General features: G+C 62.2%; 19 protein-coding genes and 2 pseudogenes. 12 read left to right on the top strand and 9 right to left on the bottom strand.

The features are described from left to right. Window positions 1-30: 30 nt before the first annotated feature. Both AC2444_RS03025 and AC2444_RS03020 read right to left on the bottom strand, forming a co-directional pair. Window positions 31-1,545: a malonate--CoA ligase gene (locus AC2444_RS03025; protein WP_012756293.1), complete on the bottom strand. Its 1,515-nt coding sequence runs from the start codon at window positions 1,543-1,545 to the stop codon at window positions 31-33. Further along, window positions 1,542-2,966 carry a malonyl-CoA decarboxylase gene (locus AC2444_RS03020; protein ID WP_012756292.1) on the bottom strand — a complete coding sequence of 475 codons (1,425 nt, stop codon included), beginning with the start codon at window positions 2,964-2,966 and terminating at the stop codon, window positions 1,542-1,544. The genes AC2444_RS03025 and AC2444_RS03020 overlap by 4 nt, the downstream gene beginning before the upstream one ends. 177 nt (window positions 2,967-3,143) lie before the next feature. Between AC2444_RS03020 and AC2444_RS03015 the strand changes: the two genes are divergently transcribed. Further along, on the top strand, window positions 3,144-3,794 hold the full coding sequence (locus tag AC2444_RS03015) for a GntR family transcriptional regulator (protein ID WP_012756291.1): 651 nt from the start codon (window positions 3,144-3,146) through the stop codon (window positions 3,792-3,794). Between the two features lie 650 nt (window positions 3,795-4,444). Beyond that, window positions 4,445-5,052, top strand: a pseudogene (locus tag AC2444_RS03010) (2'-5' RNA ligase family protein). Between the two features lie 37 nt (window positions 5,053-5,089). Here the strand turns inward: AC2444_RS03010 and AC2444_RS03005 are convergent. Beyond that, a complete protein-coding gene (locus AC2444_RS03005) occupies window positions 5,090-5,491 on the bottom strand; it encodes an acyl-CoA thioesterase (RefSeq protein WP_012756289.1) in 402 nt (133 codons plus the stop codon). Between the two features lie 287 nt (window positions 5,492-5,778). Between AC2444_RS03005 and AC2444_RS03000 the strand changes: the two genes are divergently transcribed. The 6 genes and pseudogenes from AC2444_RS03000 to AC2444_RS02975 form a co-directional block, all read left to right on the top strand. After that, the gene (locus AC2444_RS03000) at window positions 5,779-6,714 is read left to right on the top strand and encodes a histone deacetylase family protein (protein WP_012756288.1); all 936 of its coding nucleotides are present in this window, start codon (window positions 5,779-5,781) and stop codon (window positions 6,712-6,714) included. Window positions 6,715-6,716: 2 nt separating this feature from the next. Continuing rightward, a complete protein-coding gene (locus AC2444_RS02995; protein ID WP_003545921.1) occupies window positions 6,717-6,968 on the top strand; it encodes an exodeoxyribonuclease VII small subunit in 252 nt (83 codons plus the stop codon). An 86-nt stretch (window positions 6,969-7,054) separates the two neighbouring features. Next, the gene (locus tag AC2444_RS02990; protein WP_012756287.1) at window positions 7,055-7,822 is read left to right on the top strand and encodes an SDR family NAD(P)-dependent oxidoreductase; all 768 of its coding nucleotides are present in this window, start codon (window positions 7,055-7,057) and stop codon (window positions 7,820-7,822) included. 136 nt (window positions 7,823-7,958) lie between these two features. Further along, window positions 7,959-8,882 (top strand): pirin family protein, encoded by a 924-nt coding sequence (locus AC2444_RS02985; protein WP_012756286.1) that lies wholly within the window; start codon window positions 7,959-7,961, stop codon window positions 8,880-8,882. Window positions 8,883-9,126: 244 nt separating this feature from the next. After that, window positions 9,127-11,043 carry a 1-deoxy-D-xylulose-5-phosphate synthase gene (gene dxs / locus AC2444_RS02980; protein WP_012756285.1) on the top strand — a complete coding sequence of 639 codons (1,917 nt, stop codon included), beginning with the start codon at window positions 9,127-9,129 and terminating at the stop codon, window positions 11,041-11,043. Between the two features lie 20 nt (window positions 11,044-11,063). Beyond that, window positions 11,064-11,193: pseudogene (locus AC2444_RS02975) on the top strand (endonuclease domain-containing protein); the annotation flags it as partial. A 73-nt stretch (window positions 11,194-11,266) separates the two neighbouring features. Here the strand turns inward: AC2444_RS02975 and AC2444_RS02970 are convergent. Then, a complete protein-coding gene (locus tag AC2444_RS02970; RefSeq protein ID WP_012756284.1) occupies window positions 11,267-13,201 on the bottom strand; it encodes a methyl-accepting chemotaxis protein in 1,935 nt (644 codons plus the stop codon). 219 nt (window positions 13,202-13,420) lie between these two features. Continuing rightward, window positions 13,421-14,419: a DUF4424 domain-containing protein gene (locus AC2444_RS02965; protein WP_012756283.1), complete on the bottom strand. Its 999-nt coding sequence runs from the start codon at window positions 14,417-14,419 to the stop codon at window positions 13,421-13,423. 93 nt (window positions 14,420-14,512) lie between these two features. Between AC2444_RS02965 and AC2444_RS02960 the strand changes: the two genes are divergently transcribed. From AC2444_RS02960 to AC2444_RS02950, 3 genes are read left to right on the top strand one after another with little or no spacing between them, the layout of a single operon-like run. Continuing rightward, complete coding sequence (locus tag AC2444_RS02960; RefSeq protein ID WP_244432242.1) at window positions 14,513-15,298, top strand: TlyA family RNA methyltransferase; 786 nt, start codon at window positions 14,513-14,515, stop codon at window positions 15,296-15,298. After that, entirely contained in the window at window positions 15,295-16,545 is a 1,251-nt protein-coding gene (locus AC2444_RS02955) for a class I SAM-dependent RNA methyltransferase (protein ID WP_012756281.1), read from the top strand. Before AC2444_RS02960 ends, AC2444_RS02955 begins: the two co-directional genes overlap by 4 nt. Window positions 16,546-16,547: 2 nt before the next feature. Beyond that, window positions 16,548-17,558: an MBL fold metallo-hydrolase gene (locus AC2444_RS02950; protein ID WP_012756280.1), complete on the top strand. Its 1,011-nt coding sequence runs from the start codon at window positions 16,548-16,550 to the stop codon at window positions 17,556-17,558. 42 nt (window positions 17,559-17,600) lie between these two features. On the opposite strand, the gene AC2444_RS02945 is transcribed toward AC2444_RS02950, so the two are convergent. After that, window positions 17,601-18,356, bottom strand: a complete 756-nt coding sequence (locus AC2444_RS02945; protein ID WP_012756279.1) for a crotonase/enoyl-CoA hydratase family protein — start codon at window positions 18,354-18,356, stop codon at window positions 17,601-17,603. A gap of 9 nt (window positions 18,357-18,365) precedes the next feature. Beyond that, window positions 18,366-20,144 carry an acyl-CoA dehydrogenase family protein gene (locus AC2444_RS02940; RefSeq protein ID WP_012756278.1) on the bottom strand — a complete coding sequence of 593 codons (1,779 nt, stop codon included), beginning with the start codon at window positions 20,142-20,144 and terminating at the stop codon, window positions 18,366-18,368. A gap of 209 nt (window positions 20,145-20,353) precedes the next feature. Between AC2444_RS02940 and AC2444_RS02935 the strand changes: the two genes are divergently transcribed. After that, window positions 20,354-21,349, top strand: coding sequence for a transporter (locus tag AC2444_RS02935; RefSeq protein WP_012756277.1), 996 nt, complete (start codon window positions 20,354-20,356; stop codon window positions 21,347-21,349). Between the two features lie 231 nt (window positions 21,350-21,580). On the opposite strand, the gene AC2444_RS02930 is transcribed toward AC2444_RS02935, so the two are convergent. Together AC2444_RS02930 and AC2444_RS02925 are read right to left on the bottom strand one after the other, a co-directional pair. Continuing rightward, on the bottom strand, window positions 21,581-22,060 hold the full coding sequence (locus tag AC2444_RS02930) for a BA14K family protein (protein WP_012756276.1): 480 nt from the start codon (window positions 22,058-22,060) through the stop codon (window positions 21,581-21,583). Between the two features lie 220 nt (window positions 22,061-22,280). Then, window positions 22,281-23,525, bottom strand: a complete 1,245-nt coding sequence (locus tag AC2444_RS02925; RefSeq protein ID WP_012756275.1) for an aromatic ring-hydroxylating oxygenase subunit alpha — start codon at window positions 23,523-23,525, stop codon at window positions 22,281-22,283. Window positions 23,526-23,689 lie beyond the last annotated feature (164 nt).

Raw genomic sequence — 23,689 nt, 5'->3', positions numbered from 1 at the left:
ACGCACCTCCTCCCAGAGGGCGCGGTCGCCTTACCTCCTGGTGTAAAGATCGGCGTATTGCTGCCGCAGGATATTCTTCTGAACCTTCCCCATGGTGTTGCGCGGCAGATCGTCCGCGAAGATGATGCGCTTGGGTTGTTTGTAGCGGGCGAGACGGTCCTGGAGGGCGCTGACGATGGTCTTTTCATCGAGGACGGCGCCGGGCTTGCACACGACGACGGCCGTTACGCCTTCTCCGAAATCGGGATGCGGCACACCGATCACAGCGCTCTCAACCACACCCTCGATCTGGTCGATCTCGCCTTCCACCTCTTTCGGATAGATGTTGTATCCACCCGAAATCACCAGATCCTTGCCGCGACCGACGATGTGGACATAGCCTTCCCGGTCGATCTTGCCGAGATCGCCGCTGATGAAGAAACCGTCGGCGGTGAACTCGGCCGCGGTCTTTTCCGGCATGCGCCAATAACCCTTGAAGACGTTCGGTCCCTTGATCTCGATCATGCCGGTTTCTTCAGGCGACAGCACCAGCCCGGTGGCGGGATCGGTGACGCGCACCGTCACATCAGGCAGCGGGAAACCGACCGTTCCGGCAATCCGTTTCCCCTCATAGGGGTTCGACGTGTTCATATTGGTTTCTGTCATGCCGTAGCGCTCGAGAATGGCGTGACCGGTACGGGCCTGGAACTCGGTGTGGGTTTCGGCAAGCAGGGGAGCCGATCCGGAAATGAAGAGGCGGATATTGGCGACCGCTTGCTCGTCGAGGCGCGGGCTTTGCAGCAGGCGCACGTAGAAGGTCGGCACGCCCATCAGCATCGTTGCCTGCGGCATCAGCGAAACGACCTCGTCGGCGTCGAATTTCGTCAGCAGGAACATCGAGGCGCCGGCAAGCAGTGTCACATTCGTGGCGACAAACAGCCCATGTGTGTGGAAGATCGGCAAGGCATGGATCAGCCGATCGTCGGCGGTGACGCGCCAATAGTCTCGCAAGGTCAGGGCGTTCGAGAGCAGGTTCCCATGCGTGAGCATCGCCCCCTTGGAGCGTCCCGTCGTTCCCGACGTGTAGAGGATCGCAGCCAGATCATCGGCGGAACGCGAGGCATCGACAAAGTCGGCCGGCTCATCGCGTGCGAGATCCAGCAACGAGCCGCTGCCGTCAGCGTCGAGCGTTTCGACGATTGCGCCGTGGGGCTTGGCGATTGTCTCCACGCCCCCTCTCGCAGCCGACGCAACCACCACCAAACGCGGCTCCGCATCGCCGATAAAATAATCGAGTTCAGCCAGCGTATAGGCGGTGTTGAGCGGCAGGTAGACCGCGCCGGTTCGAAGACAGGCGAGATAGAGGATCAGTGCCTCGGCACTTTTCTCGACCTGCACCGCCACCCGGTCGCCGGGGCGAATGCCGAGCGTGTCCATCGCGCCGGCAATGCGGCCAGAAAGAGCGAAGGCGTCATCATAGGTCCATGTGCGCGTACTATCGATCCGGATGAACGGTGCGTCACCGGGTGCGGCAGCCCGCATGGCGTCGAAAAGATGGTTGCTCACTTTCGCCCTCCTCCAAGCGTTGAGTTCATGATGTTTGCGAATGGCCGGGAGCCTTGCTGGGCATTGCCGCCGCTGCGGCCTTCGTCGTTCTGGTTGAGCAAGCTTTTGACTGCAGGCGAGGCAATCACTTCGCCGCGCTGCGCCAGGGCCTCATGGTTGGCCACGATATCGTCGAGCTTGTAGAGGTAGTTGACCATCAGGCCGTGTGCCTGCTGCATCGCCTTGGTCGAGCGGTCGCCAAGAAAATTCAATCTTTCCAGTCGAGCGCCGTTGCCGAGATGGAAGCGGGCGACAGGATCGATGGGCCGGCCCTCCGGCGTCCGTTCGGTCAGGAAATAGCGCGCCGCAAGCGGCAGCAACACGCGCTCCAGTTCAGCCGCCGTCTTCTCGTTGTCAGGCCAGCTCGGATCGTCCAGCAGCATCAGCGTTTCGCGGGCCGCTTCCGGCAGCAACCGGTCGGCGGCTGGGGCACGCGCCTTGGCAAGCCAACGGGCAAAGCCTGGAACGGGCGACAGCGTGACGAAATTCTTGAGGCCGGGCAGGTCTCTACGCAGGTCTTCCACGACCTGCTTGATCAGGAAGTTGCCGAACGAGATTCCCCGCAAGCCATCCTGGCAGTTGGAGATCGAATAGAAGACAGCCGTCGTCGCCTCGTCGGCATTGATCTGTTCCCTCCCCTCGACGAGCACATCTCCGATCGCGCTGGGCACGGATCGTGTCAGCGCCACCTCGACGAACACCAGCGGCTCGTCGGCCAATCGGGGGTGGAAGAAGGCAAAGCATCGGCGGTCGGCCGGCGCCAAGCGACTGCGCAATTCCTCCCAGCCTGCGATCTCGTGCACGGCCTCGTATTTGATGATCTTTTCAAGGATGTAGGCCGGCGTCGACCAGTCGATGGGTCGCAATGTCAGAAAGCCGCGATTGAACCAGGAGCCGAACAGATGCGTGAAGTCGGCATCAAGCGCGTGATATCCTGCGGATTGGTCTTTGGAAGCAAGCAGTTGCTCACGCATCCGGACAAGCTTGGCGGTGCCGTTCGGCGCGTGATTCAATCGGCGCAGAAGCTCCTGTCGCCGCGGCTCAGCTGCCTGGTGGAGCGCGATGATCGCGGCAGAGCTTTTGTCGGTGCGGTAATTTTCAATCGCCTGGTCGAGCTTGGCCGTGTCGGGCCCGAACTTTTCATGCAGCATATCGAGGAATGCCTGCGCGCCCTCGCTCTCGAGCGCGCCCCAGCGATCGAGTATCTCGGCCGCAAGCGCCATGCCCGAGGCTTCGCCCCGGCTCGATAGCAGCATTTCACAGAGTGTCTGGAGATCGGCCTTGGCTGCGACCTGCGTGGCGCGCGAGCCGGAAAACAGAAGCTGGCGTCCGCGATCCGTGATGCTCTGCAGCATGTCGGTGAAGAAGGAAGCCTCAGACATGCCATTCTCCTCTCTTCTGCTGGTATTTTCTGTTGGGCCGGCTGGGTGCGGACCGTTTTTGACGGCTGCTTCCCATCGTCGGGTTTCACCGGTAGTATGTAGAATGCCACTCTTCGTACACGAAATCAATGATCGTGTATACAAGAAGTGCTTTTATGTATGAGGGAATTGAAACGAATGTCCGAGAATGTCGGCCGATGGCTTCGCGATGAGATTGAAAATTCAATTCTTTCCAACGAGTTCTCCCCCGGTGAGCGGCTCGACGAAATGGTGCTTGCGACGCGTTTCGGCGTTTCCCGCACACCCGTGCGCGAGGCGCTGATGCAGCTCGATGCGATCGGCCTCATCGAAATTCGACCGCGCAGAGGCGCAATCGTCATCGATCCGGGGCCGCACCGCGTCTATGAGATGTTCGAGGTGATGGCCGAATTGGAGGGCCTGGCCGGGTCGCTCGCCGCACGACGGCTGGACAAGGTCTCCCGGGAAGCGATTACGGCCACCCACGGCCGCTGCGAGCAATCAGCCTCTGCCGGTGACAGCGATGCTTATTATTACGACAATGAGGAATTCCATAAGGCCATCTATGCAGCCGGCCGAAGCGATTTCCTTGAGGAGCAATGTGTGCAATTGCACCGCCGCCTGCGGCCTTATCGCCGCCTCCAGCTGCGCGTGCGCAACCGCCTGTCGACATCCTTCTCAGAACATTGCGCCATCGTCGATGCGATCTTTGCCGGAGACGGAGATGAAGCCCGCCGTTTGCTGCGGACCCATGTCGGCATTCAGGGAGAGAGATTCAGTGACCTGGTCGCAAGCATGGCGGTCAGATGATTGGACCGCGTGACATAAGCAGGATCGCGTTGATTTGCTGTCAGTGACGGAGAATTAAGACCGCTGCACGATCCCTTATTTAGCTTTGCGCGGATTCTGGCTCATCCAGTCGCTCCGGAGATCAGACCGGGAGCAACTCCAGAATCGGCTTACTTGCTGTCGACTTTCTCGAGGAAGGCTGGAAACGTCCGAGAGACCTCGTTTCCGTCCGGAAAGCGTTCGGTCACAACCGTAAATCTGATCCAGCCCTTCCATCCTATAAGACCGGTGCGCTTCGGCGCGATCACCGCTACCACGATGTCTTCATTCGGAACGACATGAACGGCACGAACTCCTGGACCAGGCTCTGAGTGCAGCACTGCGAGTACCTTTCCGCCCCCCGGCTTGGCACCCGCATAGATGGGAGAACCGTCACCTAGCGGTGCGATTGCGCTTATAAAGCGCGTACTGACGTAACCCTTGCCGTTGAAGAATAGAGGCCCGTGATGAGGACGGCGGGACAACTAGAGCGTTCCAAGACCTTCATCACCATGCGAACGCCTGGCAAGCTCCTGCCATCATTGGCGACCGATTTCGCGATGTGATAGCAAGACATGGGAATTGCACGCTCTCGGGGCGGCGTGCCCGTGCTAGGTGGAGGGCCTGCTGCTGTGATCCGCACAAAGGTCGACACACTGTGGTTTAAGCGGTGCTGTGCGTTTCACCTGCAGTTTTTTCCCGATCGCGAGGCACTGTCAAAGCTCTGCGGCTTGCAGGGCAGTATCGAACGAGACAGCACAGCGCCGCTTTTACGCGTCCCGTCTACAAGCCTGCACATGACCGTCGTCACTTTGGTCAGCGCAGCGACCCAACTCAGTATTCCAAACGACCAGGTCTGGAGGCTGAATGGAGGAAGATGGAAGGAGGTCGCGGATAGACTAGTCGAAGAAACCCCGCCATTTGAGCTCCATTTTCATGAGGTGGCTGCTTCGGAAGCCGCTATCTTCGTAAAGGCAGAGGAGCCGCCGGAATTGCGCAGGCTTCGTTCGGCCATCTCACATGCCATCTGCTTCGAACAGTGGCGTCCAACCCCGCCATAGCGCACATAACACTGTTCAGATTTTCTGCAGAAGACAGGCTACCGGCAGTCAACTTCGACGCAGGCCTATTGCCCACGGGATTGAAGGTCGGATCCCTTAAATTGCTGGAAGAGCGTGTTTATCCAAGCGTCGAGATCAATATACTCAGCGAGCCACTGCTCCGGGGCAAGAGCACGTAATGGCAATTCTGGTTGATCGAGCAGCTCTGCTTTGGCCCTAATCCAAAAACCGATAAAGCCAGTCGCGCGTTTCCTCCGGCAGCGAGGCCGGCGACTGGTCCTCGCGGGTGCGGGCCTGCCAGATGATCTCGACCTCGGCGGCACGCTCCTCCCCGGTGTCGATCGAAACGAGGAAGCCGATGGAATGCATGCCGATCTTGTCGATGGTGGCGGTGAAGGTTGCCGGCTCGTCGTAGTGGAGCGGACGGTGGAGAAAGCAGGAAACCTTGCTGGGACTATAGACGGGTTCGTCATCGACATCGGGCCGTGAGGACCAGAAGCTCGCAAGCACGGACTCGGCATAGGAAATATAGGATGCCAGAAACATCCGGCCGGTCATATCGACATCGCGAAACGGCACGCGTATTTCCGCCACATCAGGACGTTTCGACTGACTCATCAACAGATCTGCCTTACAGAGTTCCCATCGCAACACTACTTCATAATTGCTTATACCGGAACCTGCTTAAGGATAAAATTACGCAATAGTTCAAAGTGTTACAGTGTCCTCCACGCGCCTGAAAGGATGCGGTGCCATTGCAAGGGACCGGCTCGACGGAAACGGCGCAAATGAGACAGTTGTGATAGGTCAACGGTCGGAGGGCGCGGCAAGAGCGCTTGTTGAAATCGTCAGGCGATGCCCCATCTGCTGTGGCACATGACATAAGCGACCGATAGAGTGTCTTCATGAGCACCCGTCTTTATGAACACCCGATCTTCCTGGAACATGTCACGCCCGCCGGCCATCCGGAGCGATCGGACAGGATCCGCGCCATCAACGTCGCGCTGGAACATCCGAATTTCGAGCGGCTGGAGCGCCGCCAGGCGCCGCAGGCGAATGAGGATGCGGTGTTGCTTGCCCATCCCGAAGAACATCTGATCGCCGTCATGCGGGAGATCCCCGAGGAAGAGGGTGAGATCAACCAGATCGAAGCCGATACCTATGCCAGCAGCAAGAGCCTGCAGGCGGCGCTGACCGGCATTGGCGGGGCGATGGCGGCGGTCGACGACGTCTTTACCGGCCGGGCCGACAATGTCTTCGTCGCCGCTCGCCCGCCGGGGCACCATGCCGAGAAGATGACGGCGATGGGCTTCTGCTTCTTCAACAATGCGGCGATCGCCGCCCGGCATGCGCAGAAAACGCATGGCGCCGAGCGCATCGCCATCGTCGACTGGGACGTGCACCACGGCAACGGCACGCAGGATATCTTCTGGGACGATCCTTCCGTGCTGTTCTGCTCGACGCATCAGATGCCGCTCTATCCCGGCACCGGCGCCAAGGATGAAAAGGGCAAGCACAACACCATCGTCAATGCGCCGCTGTCGCCGAATGTCGGCAGCGATCACTTTCGCGAGGCATTCAAATCGCGCGTCCTGCCTGCCCTTGACGATTTCCGGCCGGATCTCATCATCATCTCCGCCGGCTTCGACGCGCATCACCGCGATCCGCTGGCGCAGATCAATCTGACCGGCGAGGATTTCGACTGGGCGACCGGGCGCGTGCTGGAACTCGCAGACCGATACGCGAAGAACCGGGTCGTCAGCCTGCTCGAAGGCGGTTATGATCTCGAGGGACTCGCCGAATCGGCGGGCATGCATATTCTGAGAATGATGAAGGGTTGAGAATGACTGACAGCGCCAAGCCGGAGGTGTCCGGCCTTTCCTTCGAAAAGGCGGTCGCCGAACTCGAAAGCATCGTCGCCCGGCTGGAACGCGGCGATGTGGCGCTGGATGAATCGATCGAGATCTATGAGCGCGGTGAAGCGCTGAAGAAACATTGCGAAACGCTGCTTTCGGCCGCCGAAAACCGCATCGAGAAGATCCGGCTCGACCGCGCCGGCAAGCCGCAGGGCGTCGAGCCGCTGGACGGCGCCTGAGACAGCAAACTCCGTTTCGAAGACGCTTGGCTATCGGCTTCCGGCCGATCTATGATCCCCTTGCAAAACGATGAGGGGACGGAAAAATGACGGACAGACTGAAGGGCAAGGTCGCCATTATCTCGGGCGGCGCGACCGGCATGGGCGGCGCCGCCTCGAAGCTTTTTGCGGCGGAAGGCGCGCGTGTTGCGATCATCGACCGCAATGGCGATGCAGCCGCAGAGACCGTGAAGCAGATCCGTGATGCCGGCGGCGAGGCCGATTGCTGGACGGCCGATGTCTCGGACGAAGCCGCCGTCAAGGCCGCCGTCGCTGGTGTCGAGGCCCGTTACGGCGCAGTCACCGTGCTCTTCAATCACGCCGGCACGATCGTCATCAAACCCTTCCTGGAAACCACCGTCGAGGAATGGGACTGGCTGCATGCCGTCAACGTGCGCTCGATGTTCCTGATGACCAAGGCGGTGCTTCCAAAGATGATTGCCAGCGGCGGCGGGTCGATCGTCTGCACCTCGTCGATCTCGGCGGTCGCCGCTACGCCGATGGAAGTGCTTTACGACACGACCAAGGGGGCGGTGCATATGTTTGCCCGCGCCATCGCGGTGGAATTCCGCGATCGCAACATTCGCTGCAACGCCGTCTGCCCCGGCTTCATCCGCACGCCGCATGGCCTGCGCGAGGTGGCCGACCTGCAGGCGCTCGGCGTCGACGTTTCGGATGCCGCCATTGCCGCCCAGCAGGGGCGGATCGGCGAACCGGAAGACGTGGCGCGGGCCGCGCTTTACCTCGCCAGCGACGAATCGAGCTTCGTCAATGGCGCCCATCTCTTCGTCGACAATGGTTTTACCGCGATCTGAGCCCAACGCGCGTCCGATTGGACGCGCGGCGCGCTTTCAGATGCCGGAGCGTCTTGGCGCGTCCGATTGGACGCGCGGCGCTCCAGGCGCTATCTGTGGGCGATGACGCTCGGCACTGTAGCGATCGGAGATTCCAATGTCCTTCTTTCCCGGTAAAGACCCCCTGCCCGGCGATGCCTTCGCCTGCGATGCGATCGAGAACCTGATCATCCCGCGCACCAGCGATATCGGCGGTTTCCAGGTACGCCGCGCGCTGCCGAGCCGGCAGCGGCGGCTCGTCGGGCCGTTCATCTTCTTCGACCGGATGGGCCCGGCGATCCTGAAGCCGGACGAGGCGCTCGACGTCAAGCCGCATCCGCATATCGGGCTGTCGACGGTCACCTATCTGTTCGACGGCGAGATCCGCCATCGCGACAGCCTCGGCACCGAAAAGGTCATCCGTCCCGGCGATATCAACCTGATGACGGCCGGCCGCGGCATCGTGCATTCCGAGCGCACGCCCGACAATCTGCGTGGCCATCCGCTGCTGATGTCGGGGCTGCAGACCTGGCTGGCGCTGCCCGATGACAAGGAGGAGATCGATCCCGCCTTCGCCCATACGGAAAAATCCGCCATGCCGCTGATCGAGACGAGCGGCGTGCGCGGGCGTGTGGTCATCGGTTCGTTTGAAGGCATGACATCGCCGGTCGGCGTTTTCTCCGACACGCTCTATGTCGATCTCGACCTGCAGGCCGGCGCCAAATTTCCCTTCGGCGCTGCGCATGAAGAGCGCGCCGTCTATGTGCTGTCGGGCGAGGTCGTCATATCAGGCGACCGCTTCGCCGCCGACCAGCTGCTGGTCTTCCGGCCGGGCGATGCGATCACGCTGGAGGCCGGCCGCGATGGCTGCCACCTGATGCTCTTCGGAGGGGCGGCGCTCAATTCGAAACGTTATATCTGGTGGAATTTCGTCTCCTCCTCGAAGGAGCGGATCGAACAGGCCAAGGAGGAATGGCGCACCGGCCGCTTCGATATCGTTCCGGGTGATGAAGAGGAATTCGTGCCTTTGCCGGAAGGCTAAATGGATCCCGATGATCCGAATCCTCCGGATCGGATCGAGAAATAGAGCTGGATCTCCGCCGAAAACCGCTCACACTTTTCGGCACCATGCTTTAACAGTGGGAGCATGATGTTGCCCGAAAACCGCTCACACTTTTCGGCATCATGCTCTAAGGTGAAAACCTTCGGTTCCTGAAATGCACTTGTTTTGCCGCAATCTAATCGAATAAAGCGGAACAAGGAAAAGCAAGAAAGAGCGCCCGCCCGTGACACAACTGCCGAAGACCCCCCTGCTCGACCAGGTCATCTATCCCGCCGACCTGCGCAAGCTCGAGGATCGCGACCTACCGCAGCTTGCCCGCGAAGTCCGGGACGAAATGATCGATGCGGTGTCGCGCACCGGCGGCCATCTGGGCGCCGGTCTCGGCGTCGTCGAATTGACGATCGCCATCCACAGCGTCTTCGACACGCCTGATGATCGGCTGATCTTCGATGTCGGCCATCAATGTTATCCGCACAAGATTCTCACCGGCCGGCGTGACCGCATCCGGACGCTGCGCCAGGAAGACGGGCTGTCCGGCTTCACCCGCCGGGCGGAAAGCGAATATGATCCCTTCGGCGCGGCGCATTCCTCGACCTCGATCTCGGCCGGCCTCGGCATGGCGATTGCCGCCGACCTCGACAAATCAGACCGCCGCGTCATCGCCGTCATCGGCGACGGGGCGATGTCGGCCGGCATGGCCTATGAGGCGCTGAACAATGCCGGCGCACTCGATGCGCGCCTGATCGTCATCCTCAACGACAACGACATGTCGATCGCACCGCCGACGGGCGCGATGAGCGCCTATCTCGCGCGCCTTGCCTCGGGACGCACCTATATGGGCTTCCGTGACTTCGGCAAGAAGCTGACGGCCTATCTCGGCAAGAATATCGACCGGGCGATCACCCGCGCCGTCGAGCATGCGCGCGGCTACGTCACCGGCGGCACGATGTTCGAGGAGATGGGCTTCTATCATATCGGGCCGATCGACGGGCATTCCTTCGACCACCTGCTGCCCGTGTTGCGCAATGTGCGCGACAATGGGCGCGGGCCGGTGCTGATCCATGTCGTCACCCAGAAGGGCAAGGGCTATCCGCCGGCGGAAGCCGCGGCCGATAAATATCACGGCGTCAACAAGTTCGACGTCATCACCGGCGCCCAGGCAAGGGTGAAGCCGAATGCGCCGAGCTATACCAGCGTCTTTGCCGAAGCGCTGGTGCAGGAAGCCGCCCTCGACGACAAGATCGTCGGCATCACCGCCGCCATGCCAAACGGCACCGGCCTCGACAAGCTCGCCGAGGCCTATCCGTCACGCTGTTTCGACGTCGGCATTGCCGAACAGCATGCCGTGACCTTCGCCGCCGGCCTGGCAGCGGAAGGCTACAAGCCGTTCGCCGCCCTCTATTCCACCTTCCTGCAGCGCGCCTACGACCAGGTCGTGCACGACGTGGCGATCCAGGGACTGCCGGTGCGTTTCCCGATCGACCGTGCCGGCTTCGTCGGCGCCGACGGGCCGACCCATGCCGGCTCCTTCGACACCGCTTTCCTCACCACCCTGCCCGGCTTCGTGGTGATGGCGGCGGCCGACGAGGCCGAACTCAAGCATATGGTGCGCACGGCTGTCGCCTATGATGCCGGGCCGATCTCGTTCCGCTATCCCCGCGGCGAAGGCGTCGGCGTCGACATGCCGGTGCGCGGCGAAATCCTGCAGATCGGCAAGGGCCGCATCGTCAAGGAAGGCACCAAGGTGGCGCTGCTCTCCTTCGGCACACGTCTTGCCGATTGTCTGCTCGCCGCCGAGGATCTCGATGCCGCCGGGCTGTCGACGACGGTCGCCGATGCGCGCTTCGCCAAGCCGCTCGACCACGACCTGATCCGCCAGCTTGCCCGCCACCATGAGATCGTGATCACCGTCGAGGAAGGCTCGATCGGCGGCTTCGGCAGCCACGTGATGCACTTCCTCGCCACCGAAGGCCTGCTCGACAACGGGTTGAAGCTGCGCTCGCTCGTGATGCCCGATATCTGGATGGAACAGGCCAAGCCCGAAGCCATGAACGCCCACGCGGGGCTGGATCGCGCCGGCATCGTTTCGACGGTGTTCAAGGCGCTGGGGCGTGGGGTTGCGGTTGGGGTTGCTGGATAATGCTTTGGTGAGGGCGTGCCGTGTGGCCCCCTCATCCGCCCTACGGGCACCTTCTCCCCGCGGGGGAGAAGAGGGAATCGAGACGTCGCCGCAAATCTCTTCTCCCCCCGGGGAGAAGGTGCCGGCAGGCGGATGAGGGGGCTGCCCGGCAGGTCCTCTCAATAAAAAAGGCGGTGCATCACTGCACCGCCCGCTTCATTTAACGTCCCTTCGAAGGGCCTTCTCAGAACTCCGTCCAGTCTTCCTTCACGGCCGCAGCGGCTGCCTGTCTTCCGCCGAAAGCCTTGGCGACGGTGCGCGTCAAAGCGTGGGCCGGGGAGGCGACCGGGCGGGAGGTCGTGCCGGCAACGCTTGCGCGCGGCGTTGGAGCCACCTGGCCGAGCTTGAACTGGCGCAGCAGTTCTTCGAGGGCGTTTGCCTCCTGGGCGAGCGCATGGCTGGCCGCAGTCTGCTCCTCGACCATGGCCGCGTTCTGCTGCGTGCCCTGGTCCATGTTGTTGACGGCGGTGTTGATCTCCTGCAGGCCGATCGACTGTTCGCGCGTGGCGGTGACGATGGCACTGACATGGTGGTTGATCTCCTGCACCTCAGAGACGATGACCTCCAGCGCCTTGCCGGTCTCGCCGACGAGGCCGACGCCGGCAACGACTTGTTCGCCTGAGGTGGTGATCAGCGCCTTGATCTCCTTGGCCGCCTTAGCCGAGCGCTGGGCGAGCTCACGCACTTCCTGGGCGACGACCGCAAAGCCCTTGCCGGCATCGCCGGCACGAGCGGCTTCGACGCCTGCGTTCAAGGCCAAAAGGTTGGTCTGGAAGGCGATGTCGTCGATGACGCCGATGATGTTGGAGATTTCGCCGGAGGACTTCTCGATCTGTTGCATGGCGGAGACGGCCTTACGGACGACTTCGCCTGACTTTTCAGCACCGAGGCGGGCGCGCTCGACGAGATTGCCGACATCCTCGGCGCGCTTGGCGCTGTCGCGGACGGTCGTCGTCACTTCCTCGAGCGCTGCGGCCGTCTGTTCGACGGCGGCAGCCTGCTGCTCGGTGCGGTGGGCAAGATCGTCGGCGGCCGAGCGGATTTCGCCGGCGCCGGCATTGATCGCCGAAGCGTTGCGGCCGACCGATTGCAGTGCTGCCTGCAGCTTTTCGACAGCATGGTTGAAGTCATTGCGCAGGCTGTCATATTGCGACGCGAACGGCGTCTGGAGACGGCCGGCCATATCGCCATTGGCAAGCTCGGCAAGGCCGCCCGCCAGAGCGTCGATGGCATAGCGGATCTCGCCTTCCTCGCGCGCCTTCTGCTCGTCGCCTGCCCGGCGCTGGCGTTCGGCGTCGTCGCGCATGCGGTCGGTCTCGCCGGCAAGGCGCAGCTTCTCGATCGCCGCCTGCTTGAAGACCAGGACGGATTGAGCCATGCGGCCGATTTCGTCGCCGCGGTCGGTCGCGGGAACCTCGATGTCGTTCTGACCGCCGGCGAGGCGATCCATGGCCGCAGTCATGCCGACGACCGGGCGGACGATGGTGCGCGACATCAGCCAGGCGAGAACGGCAGCGGCAAGCGAGGCGAGGACGCCGCCGGCAAGCAGCGTCGTCTTCAGATCGCTGTTGGCATCGGCGCGGATCTCGGCGAGCGCGTTCGACTTTTCGCGCGCGGTGGCCTTGATCTTGGCTGAGGCCTGGCGGAACCCGTCGAGCTGGCCCTTGGTGGCGTTGACGCCGATCTTGACGACCTCTTCGATCGGCATGTCGGTTTCCTTGCGAGCCTTGGTCTGCGGCTCGGCAAGTTCGTGGAAATAGAGGTCGGCGGCCTTCTGCATGCCGTCGATCATCTCGACCAGCTGCGGCTCGCCGGCGGCCGTCTGCTTGGCAGCGGCAATCGCCTTCAGCATGCGCTCGCGGTTGGTGAAGACATCGCCATAGGTGCTGTCGCTGCGGAAGAGGATGAAGCCACGCAGGTTGACGGCCTGCTCGAGCATTGCCTGCAGCGCATCGTCGATCTGGTTGACGAGCAGCTCGGACTTTTCCTGCTCAGCAGAAGCGGCCGCGGACGCCGTCGCCTTGGAATAAACGAAAGTGGAAATGGCGACGAAAATGAGAATGAGGGCTGCGAACGTGGCCGCAAGTTTACCGTTCAAGGATATGTTTTTGGCGGACATCGGTGATTTCTCCTGACGACAGTCGACGCGGCGAAAGGCAGGTCGCACGAGACGCAACCGCCGGAATGTTTGAACTTGAGAACATGATCGGCGTGGAAACGCTTGCGCCTTCATGGCGCCGAGCGGCTTGGATGAACCGCTACAATCACGCTGAACCTATATGGCCAGGCTTTAAATTTGTTTAAATTTGTGCACCGCAACAGCGGCCGAGCCTACGGATTATTGTGCCGTTTCTGGAGGGTTGAGGATCAGGATGTCGAAATCCTTTGCGGGATCGAAATCCTGGGCCGTCATCCGGAAGGTGGTCGGGCCGATCTTCTGAACATTGCTGCCGCAGAAGCTTATGAGGCTGCCGGGCTTGCCCTTGTCGATCGTCAGCTGAAAGCGCTTGATCGGCCCCGCCCAGTTGGCGCCGGTCGACAGCACATAGGAGATCCAGCTTTCGGTATAGTTGGCGCCTCCGGCCTCGGCTTCCCGCGCACGCTGCTGGGCAACCCTGACGAAATCTCCGTCGAGGCAGTATTTGCGGGAATATTCCTCGAAGCGCTCACCCTTCGGCTCGCCACCTTCGAGAAAGCTGATGGCGACGGTGCCGCCGACGGCCGGCTTGTAACGGTGCGCGACGCTGACTTTCTTCTTTGCCGGGAAGGTGGTGCGCCACCAATAGGTCGAGCGCAGCGTCCAGAGCGGCACGAGATCGACCCCGGCGGCATCGCCGGCGCCCATGGGATAGACGAGGCCGCGGGCGATCCAGTCTTTGCGGACGGTTTCGGGGAGCTTGGCAAGCGCCTTGGTCGTCTTCTGGCTATAGGGCAGGACGGGAATGCCCTGCTTGGCGAACTCGTCGGTGACGTCGATGCCGAGCGAGACGACGCGCTGCTGCAGCTTGGCGGTGATCGGGCTGCCGTCCTGCACGGTGGAAAAATGCAGGAAATTATCGCTGTCATAATCGGAGATGGCGGAATTATTGTCGACCTGGCCCGATATGTCAGGCATCGGAAATGCGACCAGGCTTTCGACATCCTTGTCGGAGCTGTTCTCGAAGACGTAGTCGACACGCACTTCCGAAGCGGAGATGAAGAGATCCTCTTCCGCCATGCTGACATCGTCGGATTGGGCAAAGATCAGCCCGCCGGTCTTGACCTCGGCCATAGTGTCGTTCGCGAGCGCGGGCGATGCGATCCCCGCCGCGACAAGAAGAGTGAAGAGCTTCAGCATGGAACACCCCCGTGTCTGCGGCACGCCCCGCGATCGCCGCGGGGGGATTATCGCCGAAAGCTTTTGAGGGTCAATGACGGTCTTGGGAACAAAATGCTTGCAACCGGCGGCTTTGCCGGTCATGCACAGCCGATGTCAGATCAAAACACCCAACGTCTCGACCAGCTTCTCGTCTCCCTCGGCCTCTTTGCCAGCCGCTCACGCGCCCGCGACGCCGTGCAGCGCGGCACCGTCAAGATCGGCGGCCAGGTGGTCACGAAGGCCGGCGCGCTGTTTGGCGCGGACGCGGCCATCGAGATCGACGATCCGGCGCAGGACTATGTGTCGCGCGCCGCACTGAAGCTTGCCGCTGCCCTCGATCATTTCCGGCTCGATCCTGCCGGCCATCACTGTCTCGATGTCGGTGCCTCCACCGGCGGCTTCACCGAGGTGCTGCTGCAGCGCGGTGCCGCGCATGTCACCGCGATCGATGTCGGCCATGGGCAGATGCATCCGCGCATATCAGGCGATCCGCGCGTGACGAACAGGGAGGGCCTCAACGCCCGCAACCTGACGGCAGACGATATCGACCATCCCTCCACCTTCATCGTTTCCGACGTCTCCTTCATCACGCTGAAGCTGGCGCTCGCGCCGGCTCTTGAGATCGCCGAACCGGGCGCTGTCGCCGTGCTGCTGGTCAAGCCGCAGTTCGAGGCCGGGCGCGAAGCGATCGGCAAGGGCGGGATGCTGAAGGACCCCTCGTCTGCTCCCGCCGTTGCTGCAGAACTGGAGCGCTGGTTCGTCGAGGACATGGGCTGGAAAAGCCTCGGCCTCATCCCCTCCCCGATTTCCGGCGGCGACGGCAATCAGGAATTCCTTCTGGCAGGATTAAAACCGTGAGCACCGAAACCGTCACGATCGAGAAGCTCGGCGCCCAGGGCGACGGCATCGCCAGCAGCGCCGGCGGGCCTGTCTACGTACCCTTTTCCCTGCCAGGCGAAACCGTGGCGATTGCCCGGGTCAAGAGCCAGGGCACGATCATGTCGATCACGACGCCCTCGCCTGACCGGCAGGAGCCGCCCTGTCGGCATTTCGGTCCGGATGGTGTCAACGGCACCTGCGGCGGCTGCACGATCCAGCATATGGCCGATGCGCCCTACCGCGCCTTCAAGCGCCAGCTGGTCATCGATGCGCTGAAATCCAAGGGTCTGACATCAGAGGTCGGCGAGATCGTTCCGGCCCGGCCGGGCGAACGGCGGCGTGTCGTCTTTGCGGCGCGCAAGACCGAGAAGGACATGCTGGTCGGATTCAACCAGGCCGAAAGCCACCATATCGTCGCCATCGAGGAATGTCCGATCTCGTCGGCAGGGATCATCGCCCGGCTGCCGGCGATCAGGGCGATTGCTGCATCGCTGGCGACCAGTGCCGAACCCTTCCGCGTCGCCGTGCTCGAAACGCTTTCCGGTCTGGACATCTCCGTCGACGACGTGAAGAAGCTCTCCGATCCGCAGCGACGCAAGGCGATCGAGACCGCGCTCAGCTTGCGCGGCATCGCCCGTGTTTCGCTGAACGGCGAAATCCTGGTCGAGCCGTCGAAGCCGATGGTCGAATTCGGCGGCATCCAGGTTTCACCACCGCCGGGCGGTTTTACCCAGGCGACCAAGCCGGCGGAAGAGGCGATGGCGGAGCTGGTCATTGCCCATGCCGGCAAGTCGAAGCGGATCGCCGATCTCTTTGCCGGCTCCGGCACGTTTTCACTGCGGCTGGCGCGGATCGGCCGCGTGCACGCCGTCGAAGCCGAAGCAAAGGCGCTCGCAGCACTCGACCATGCCGCCCGCAACACGCAAGGGCTGAAGCCGGTCACCGTCGAAAAGCGCGATCTCTTTCGCCGTCCTTTGATGACGCAGGAGTTCAAGCCCTATGACGCCGTCGTCTTCGACCCGCCGCGCGCCGGTGCCGAGTTCCAGTGCCAGGAGCTCGCCCGCTCCGGCGTGAAGAAGATCGTGGCAGTCAGCTGCAATCCGCTAACGCTGGCGCGGGATCTGGCGATCCTCGTCGAGGGCGGCTACCGGATCACGCAAGTAACGCCGATCGACCAGTTCCTCTGGACCTCGCATGTCGAGGTGGTGGCGACGCTGGAGAAATAGGCGTGCCTGTCGGAAAGACCAAAAGACGCAACCCATACTATAACGGCCCAGTGTCCGATCACTTCGACGGCACGCATTTCTTCAATCCCGAAGGTATTGAGCCCCTTGGCTTCCGCGATCTGCTGCGCTGGCAATTCGGCGGTGGCCGTGAGCGCTGGCCTCAGTCGGTCCCAAGTCCGTACCCGGCGGCCAAGCCGGATCCATGCGTCGATGGCGAGGATCTGAGGGTGACCATGGTTGGTCATGCAACAATGCTCGTGCAGGTCGCTGGGCTCAATATCCTCACCGACCCGGTTTGGTCGGAGCGCGCGAGTCCCCTCGCTTTTGCCGGACCCAGGCGCGTCGTCCCACCGGGCATCGCGTTCGATGATTTGCCCCCGATTGATCTCGTGCTGGTGTCGCACAATCATTATGATCATCTCGATATCGCAACGCTCAGGCGGTTGGCTGCGAAGCATCGGCCGCTTGTCGTGACGCCACTTGGCAATGACACGATCATTCGCCGTGCCATGCCCGATATAGAGACGACATCGATGGACTGGGGCGAGCGCATTTCGCACGCCGGAATAAGCATTGATGCGGAGCCTGCACACCATTGGTCCGCCCGCGGAACCGCCGATCGGCGGATGGCACTTTGGGCGTCGTTCGTTTTATCGACTCCGGCCGGAAAAATTTATCACGTCGGTGACACGGGCTTTCACGACGGCATCAATTACAAAGCGGCACAGCAGAAACATGGCGGCTTTCGTTTGGCCATTTTACCCTTCGGCGCCTATGAGCCGCGCTGGTTCATGAAAGGGCAGCACCAGAATCCGCAAGAGGCGGTGATCGGAATGAAGTTGGCAAATGCGGCCTATGTGGCCGGGCATCACTTCGCCACGTTCCAACTGACAAATGAAGCGGTCGACGCGCCGGCAAGAGCGTTGCAAGACGCAATGAGCGAGCACGATATTCCCCCGGAGCGGTTCCGGCCACTCAGGGCCGGCGAAGTATTCAATGTGCCGGCGGTCTAATCGGTATCCGTTTGCTCCCGGACTGGTGCTACCAGGCGGCGCTCAGCGGCGCATGAAGGCTTCGAAGGCCGCCCGGGCCTCGGCACTTTTTAGCCGCGCGGAGAAATAGCGGGCCTCCTCGTCGATGCGGGCGATGATCTCGCCGCGATCGCCACGAATGAGGTCGCGGGCGATGCGCAGCGCCTCCGGCGGCTTGGCCGCGAGCTTTGCCGCCAGGCCAAGCGTCAGTGAATCGACCTCGCCTGGGTCGACGACCTTCCATACCAGGCCGGCTTCCTTGGCTTCTTCGGCGGAGAATGCTTCGCCGGCCGCCAGCAGGGCGAAGGCGCGCTGATGCCCCATCAGGCGCGGCGCGACGAGGCTGGAACCGGCCTCGGGCACCAGCGCCAGATCGACGAAGGGGGTGCGGAACTGGCTGCGGCTGGAGGCGATGGTCAGGTCGCAATGGAGATGGATCGTCGTGCCGATGCCGATCGCCAGGCCGTCGACGCCCGAGACGACGGGTTTTTCGGCATTCACCAGCGCATAGAGGAAATCGAGGATTTCCTGCTCCAGGCCGCGGCCGCCCATCGCGGCAGCAAGAAAGTCGTTCATGTCGTTGCCGGCCGAAAAGCAGCCTTCGGTGCCGAGCAAAGCGGTGGCACGGATGCCGGGATTTGTGTTGGCGGCATTCAGCGCATCGGCCATGGTCCGGTACATGGCGCGGGTGATGGCGTTCTTCTTCTCCGGCCGATTGAAGCGGATAGACTGGACGCCGGGATGGGCGGAAGGCTGCTCGACGATGATGTGATCGGTCATTGGGTTTCCTCAGGCAAGCAGGATACGGGCGGCGGCAAGGCTTGCCGCGCCATTGACGACGCGGTCGCGCAGGGCTGCGGTCTCGGCAAGCAGGTTTTCGGCGGCGAAGCGGCAGAGCGCGATGCGGTTTTCACCTGCCCCATCGGCTGCCTCGGCGAGACCACCCTTGGCAAGATAACAGCCGGTGAGCACCAGCCCGAACAGGCGCTGATAGGGGGTGGCACCCGAGAGCGCCTCGGCGGTGCTGTTCTCGGCAAGCGTCTTCATCAGCCAGGCGGTCGCCTGTTCGAGATCGACGATCGCCGCGTCGAGCCTGACAGCGGTCTCGCCGAAACCATCGAGATTGGAGCGGCGGACGTCGTCGGCGATCTCTCTAAGCTCGGCGATGAAGCCCTTCACCTGATCGCCGCCGGAGAGCGGCAGCTTGCGGGTGACGAGGTCGATCGCCTGGATGCCGTTGGTACCCTCGTAGATCGGGGCGATGCGGGCATCGCGGAGATAACGCGCCGCACCCGTCTCCTCGATGAAACCCATGCCGCCATGCACCTGGATGCCGAGCGAGGCGACGTCGACGCCGGCATCCGTCGAAAAGGATTTGGCAATCGGCGTCAAAAGGGCGGCGCGCTCCTGCCAGTGGCGGCTGGAGTCACCTGCCCGGTGCGACATGTCGATCGCATGGGCGCAGACATAGGAGATGGCGCGCGCCCCTTGCGTCAGCGCCTTCATGGTGAGGAGCATGCGGGCGACATCGGGATGTTCGACGATCGGGCTCATGCCGGCACTGCCTGAACCCGGTGCCCTGCCCTGGGTGCGTTCCCTGGCATAGGCGAGCGCCTTCTGGGTGGCGGCCTCCGCGATCGCCACGCCCTGCATGCCGACGGCAAGGCGGGCATTGTTCATCATCGTGAACATGCAGGCCAGCCCCTTGTTCTCCTCGCCGACCAGCCATCCCACAGCGCCCTTTTCACTGCCGAATTTTCCGTCGCCGTAGATCATCGTGCAGGTCGGCGAGCCATGGATGCCGAGCTTGTGCTCCAGCGAATGGCAGAACAGATCATTGCGGGGCCCAAGCGAGCCGTCGTCGTTCACCAGGAATTTCGGCACCAGGAAGAGCGAGATGCCGCGTGTGCCGGCCGGCGCATCCGGCAGGCGGGCGAGCACCAGATGGATGATGTTGTCGGCCGCGTCATGCTCACCCCAGGTGATGAAGATCTTCTGGCCGAACAGGCGGTAGCTGCCGTCATCGCGGCGCTCGGCGCGGGCTTTCAGCACGCCGAGATCGGAGCCGGCATGCGGCTCCGTCAGGTTCATGGTGCCGGTCCATTCGCCGGAGACCATCTTTTCCAGATATGTGTCTTTCAGCGCAGCACTGCCATGGGTGCTGACCGCCTCGATGGCGCCCATCGTCAGCGTCGGAGCGAGCGCAAAGGCCATGGAACCGGAATTCCACATTTCGAGTGCTGCGACATTCAGCATATGCGGCAAGGCCTGGCCGCCGAAAGCTTCGGGCGCCGTCAGGCCGTTCCAGCCGCCGGCAATCCAATGGCGATAGAGATCGCGCCAGCCATCCGGCAGCCTGACCTCGCCATCGATCAGGCGGGCGCCCTGGCGGTCGCCGATGTCGGCAAGCGGCGCCACTTCCTCTGTGGCAAAACGCCCGGCCTCGGCCAGGATGGCATCGACCAGATCTTCGCCGAGATCACCGAGCATCCCTTTTGACATCGCCTCGCCCATGCCCGCGACATGCTTCAACGTGAACGCGATTTCCTCGACGGGCGCCTTGTACATGGTTTTTCCTCCGCGGACCGGCCTCGCTCGCGGCAAAGCCCCTCCGAGGCAAGGGCTAATTGATTTTTACGTAAACGTCAATTTCGATTTCTTCGACCGGTATGCGATAAATCGCCCGGCATGACGCTTTGTTCTTGCACCGTTGGACAAATGGACGTCATGAACAAACTCTAAGGGAAGACATCGCCTTCGCAAAGGACCGGCGAACAATGGACACATTGCCCGTCAACATACCCGGTTTCGTCTGGGCCTATCGCTTCTCGCCCGAAGAAAAGACCGCGGTGCGGCTGAACAACAGTGCGACGGTGGCGGAACTGACCGCCGACAACTGTTTCTACTGGCTGCATCTCAACCTTGTCGACGCCCGCGTGCCGGCCTTGCTCGATACGCTGGACGGGCTGACGGAGGACGCGAAATCGGCGCTGACGACGCGTGACACACATGCGGCCATCACCGTCGACGAGCAGATGCTCTACGGCACGCTCGTCGATTGCCAGCGCGATTTCGCCGAGGATACCAACAATCTCGGCTGGCTGCATTTCGCCATGTCCGACCGCTTCCTCATCACCACAAGGCTGCAGCCGCTGCGCAGCGTCGAGCGGGCGCGGGCGCTGATCGATAGGAATCCGGGCAAATTTTCCCGGCCGGTCGATCTCTTCGAACTGCTGGTGATCGAGTTCCAGCGCACGCTGATCGCGATCGTCATCGAGCTCACCGAGGAGCTGAACCAGATCGAGGATATCGTCTACGACAGCGCGCAGCGCGACGAACGCCGACGCCTGGCGCCGGTGCGGCGCACCGTGGTCAGGCTGCATCGGCATCTGCGCACCGTGCTGGCGCTGATGCGCCGGGCGGCGGCGGCCGACGACGACGAGATGCCCTTCGGCTTCGACGACGTGGCGCGGCGGCTGACGAGCCGGCTGGAAACGGTCGACCACGATATCTATGCGCTGCAGGACCGGGCACGCCTGCTGCACGAAGAAATCGATTCGAAACAATCCTCCGAAACCAACCGCCACCTCTATCTGCTGTCGATCATGACGGCCTTCCTGCTGCCGCCGACGCTGGTGACCGGCTTCTTCGGCATGAACACGGCAAACCTGCCCTTCGCCGTCGGCGACTACGGCACGGAATACGCCGTCGTCCTCATCGTCGGCTCCATTGCCTTTGCCTGGTGGTTGCTGAGGAGAGTGGATATTCTTTGAGGGTGAAGTTTTCGGCATTCTGAGGGCGCGCAGCCCCTCATCCGGCTGCCGCCACCACCGGGGTCGAGCCACGGGTCTCGACCCGTCCTTCGGACCCCCGCGCGCGGGGAGAAGGGATGTGCCGCCACATCTCCGTTCCCACCAACCTCTCGCGGGGCACGTCCCTCTCCCCGTTTTTACGGGGAGAGGGTTAGGGTGAGGGGCAGACGTTTCTTGAGAACAGCACGTTTATCAATACGGCGAATAGCACTGCTGGCGCGGGCCGTTATAGGGCTGGAAGGTGTTGTCGTAGGCGCGATAGGACCGGTAGCGGTTGGCGCACCAGGCGACGTGGCTCGAACCCATGCGGGGCGCGGGCGCGACGTAACGCGGCTGCGCGACGATAGCGCCGCCGATGACCGCGCCGGCGCCGAAGGCGGCGAGCGGATACCAGTAGCCGTTATAACGGCGATAACCCGGACGGTAATAGGAATAGCCGCGATAGCCGCCGTAATAACCGGGCCGGTAATAGGCGCCGGGACGATAGCCAGGCCGATAGCCCGGACGGTAACCGGGGCGATAATAGCGGCGGTACTGGACATTCTCGACGTCGGAGGATTTTTCCACCTGCGGGGCGGTGGGCATCTGGATTGCCTGCGACGGCGCAAAGCCTGTCAGCACCACCGCGGCAGCCAGAACTGCGGTCGCGATCTTGTTTCTCAAACCGAACATTCTTCTCTCCCATTCAACAGCGAAAACCGCCTGCCCAGCAACGCTTTCGTGCCGGAATGGTTCCGAAAGCGGCCGGGGGCCAACTGCTTTCGTATGTGTACAGAAATCGATCTGAACCGGGCATTAACCGGGAGGCCGATGATGTCGCCCGGAACGCACTTCAGTCCTTTGTTCATGCATGCCGTTATCCCGGAACCGTAACAGTTCCGGGCTACATGCATTAGGCCACGGCGGAAATTTTCGCCTGGTCACCCTGCAGACGGTTCACCATGAAGTTCGAATACCATTCGAGGAACTGCATGACGCCGCCCTCGTGCAAGGCGGAATAGGGGCCGGGTTCATAGGCGGGCGAGTGAATGCCGAAGGCGTTTTCCTCGACGATGCGGCGATCCTGATCGTTGGTCTCGGTCCAGACGTGGGTCAGTTCTTCGAGATTATAATCCACGCCTTCGACGGCATCCTTGTGGACGAGCCACTTGGTCGTCACCGCTGTCTCGTTGGCGCTGAGCGGCAGCACGCGGAAGGAGATGGCGTGGTCACCGAGCAGGTGGTTCCACGTCGTCGGGTAGTGGAAGAGCAGCATGGCGCCGATATGGCTGATCGAAATATCGTCGGAGAGCTGGCGCTGGACGGCGCGCTTGCCCGACATGGTGTAGCTCTCGGCATCCTCGATCAGCGGCATGCGGGCGGTGCGGAACTGGCCGTCCGGCGAAATCTGGAACTTGCTCGGCAGGCCGGCGGCCTCGCAGCGCGCCCAATGGCCGGCGATCTCGGGATCGTCGGCGCCGCCATCCGTGCCGGTGACGCTCGGGGCTTCGGGATAGGTGCGGCAGAGCTCGGGATGATTGGCGGCGCAGTGATAGCACTCGCGGTTATTTTCCCAGACAAGCTTCCAGTTGCCCTTCTCGATGATCGTGCTCTGGAAGGCGACCTTGCTCTCACTGATCCGGTGCGGCGCGACATAGGGTTCGATCTTGTCGCGCACCGGCTGAAAATCCGGGGCGGTGTTGGCAAGGCAGATGAAGACATAGCCTGCAACGATCTCGCAATGGACGGGCTTCAGGTTGAAGCCGGTCTTGTCGAAATCATCGCCCATGTGGCGAGCAAAGGCGAGCTTGCCTTCGAGATCATAGGTCCATTGATGATAGGGACAGACGAGACGCACGGAGGAGCCGTGCTCCTTGGTGCAGACGCGCGAGCCGCGATGGCGGCAGCTGTTGTGGAAGGCGCGGATGACATTGTCGCGGCCGCGGACGATGACGACAGGATAGCTGCCGATCTGAACGGTGAAATAAGCGCCCGGCTTCGGCAGCTCGCAATCATGGCCGATGAACAGCCAATCGCGATAATAGATCATCTCCATGTCGAGCTGGAAATAATCCTCGTCGATATAGAACGGCTGTTCGAGGCTGAAGCCCTCACGGCGGCTCTTGAGCTGACGCAAAACGTTGCTGCGAATATCCATCTTCATGTCCTCGTGCACCGGTTGCCACCTTCGAGTGGGAAGGCCGGCGGAAGCGCGCCCGCTTCCTTCTCCTTCGGGAGAATTGTTCATGGCGTCATTTAAGCACCGAGCTTGCCTGGCGCTTGGTTGTAATGCGACATCGGCTTCGAAATTGACGACAGGAT

This window comes from Rhizobium sp. WSM1328 (genome assembly GCF_057653715.1).
This window is presented reverse-complemented; position numbering and strand designations above follow the sequence as displayed.

Excerpts from the sequence above, each read along its gene's own strand:
- AC2444_RS02965 (WP_012756283.1), bottom strand. The coding sequence starts at position 14,419 with ATGCTGAAGCTCTTCACTCTTCTTGTCGCGGCGGGGATCGCATCGCCC.
- AC2444_RS02990 (WP_012756287.1), top strand. The coding sequence starts at position 7,055 with ATGACGGACAGACTGAAGGGCAAGGTCGCCATTATCTCGGGCGGCGCG.
- AC2444_RS03020 (WP_012756292.1), bottom strand. The coding sequence starts at position 2,966 with ATGTCTGAGGCTTCCTTCTTCACCGACATGCTGCAGAGCATCACGGAT.
- AC2444_RS03015 (WP_012756291.1), top strand. The coding sequence starts at position 3,144 with ATGTCCGAGAATGTCGGCCGATGGCTTCGCGATGAGATTGAAAATTCA.
- AC2444_RS02985 (WP_012756286.1), top strand. The coding sequence starts at position 7,959 with ATGTCCTTCTTTCCCGGTAAAGACCCCCTGCCCGGCGATGCCTTCGCC.
- AC2444_RS02970 (WP_012756284.1), bottom strand. The coding sequence starts at position 13,201 with ATGTCCGCCAAAAACATATCCTTGAACGGTAAACTTGCGGCCACGTTC.
- AC2444_RS02930 (WP_012756276.1), bottom strand. The coding sequence starts at position 22,060 with ATGTTCGGTTTGAGAAACAAGATCGCGACCGCAGTTCTGGCTGCCGCG.
- AC2444_RS02935 (WP_012756277.1), top strand. The coding sequence starts at position 20,354 with ATGGACACATTGCCCGTCAACATACCCGGTTTCGTCTGGGCCTATCGC.
- AC2444_RS03005 (WP_012756289.1), bottom strand. The coding sequence starts at position 5,491 with ATGAGTCAGTCGAAACGTCCTGATGTGGCGGAAATACGCGTGCCGTTT.
- AC2444_RS02925 (WP_012756275.1), bottom strand. The coding sequence starts at position 23,525 with ATGGATATTCGCAGCAACGTTTTGCGTCAGCTCAAGAGCCGCCGTGAG.
- AC2444_RS02945 (WP_012756279.1), bottom strand. The coding sequence starts at position 18,356 with ATGACCGATCACATCATCGTCGAGCAGCCTTCCGCCCATCCCGGCGTC.
- AC2444_RS02995 (WP_003545921.1), top strand. The coding sequence starts at position 6,717 with ATGACTGACAGCGCCAAGCCGGAGGTGTCCGGCCTTTCCTTCGAAAAG.
- AC2444_RS02960 (WP_244432242.1), top strand. The coding sequence starts at position 14,513 with ATGCTTGCAACCGGCGGCTTTGCCGGTCATGCACAGCCGATGTCAGAT.
- AC2444_RS02940 (WP_012756278.1), bottom strand. The coding sequence starts at position 20,144 with ATGTACAAGGCGCCCGTCGAGGAAATCGCGTTCACGTTGAAGCATGTC.
- AC2444_RS03000 (WP_012756288.1), top strand. The coding sequence starts at position 5,779 with ATGAGCACCCGTCTTTATGAACACCCGATCTTCCTGGAACATGTCACG.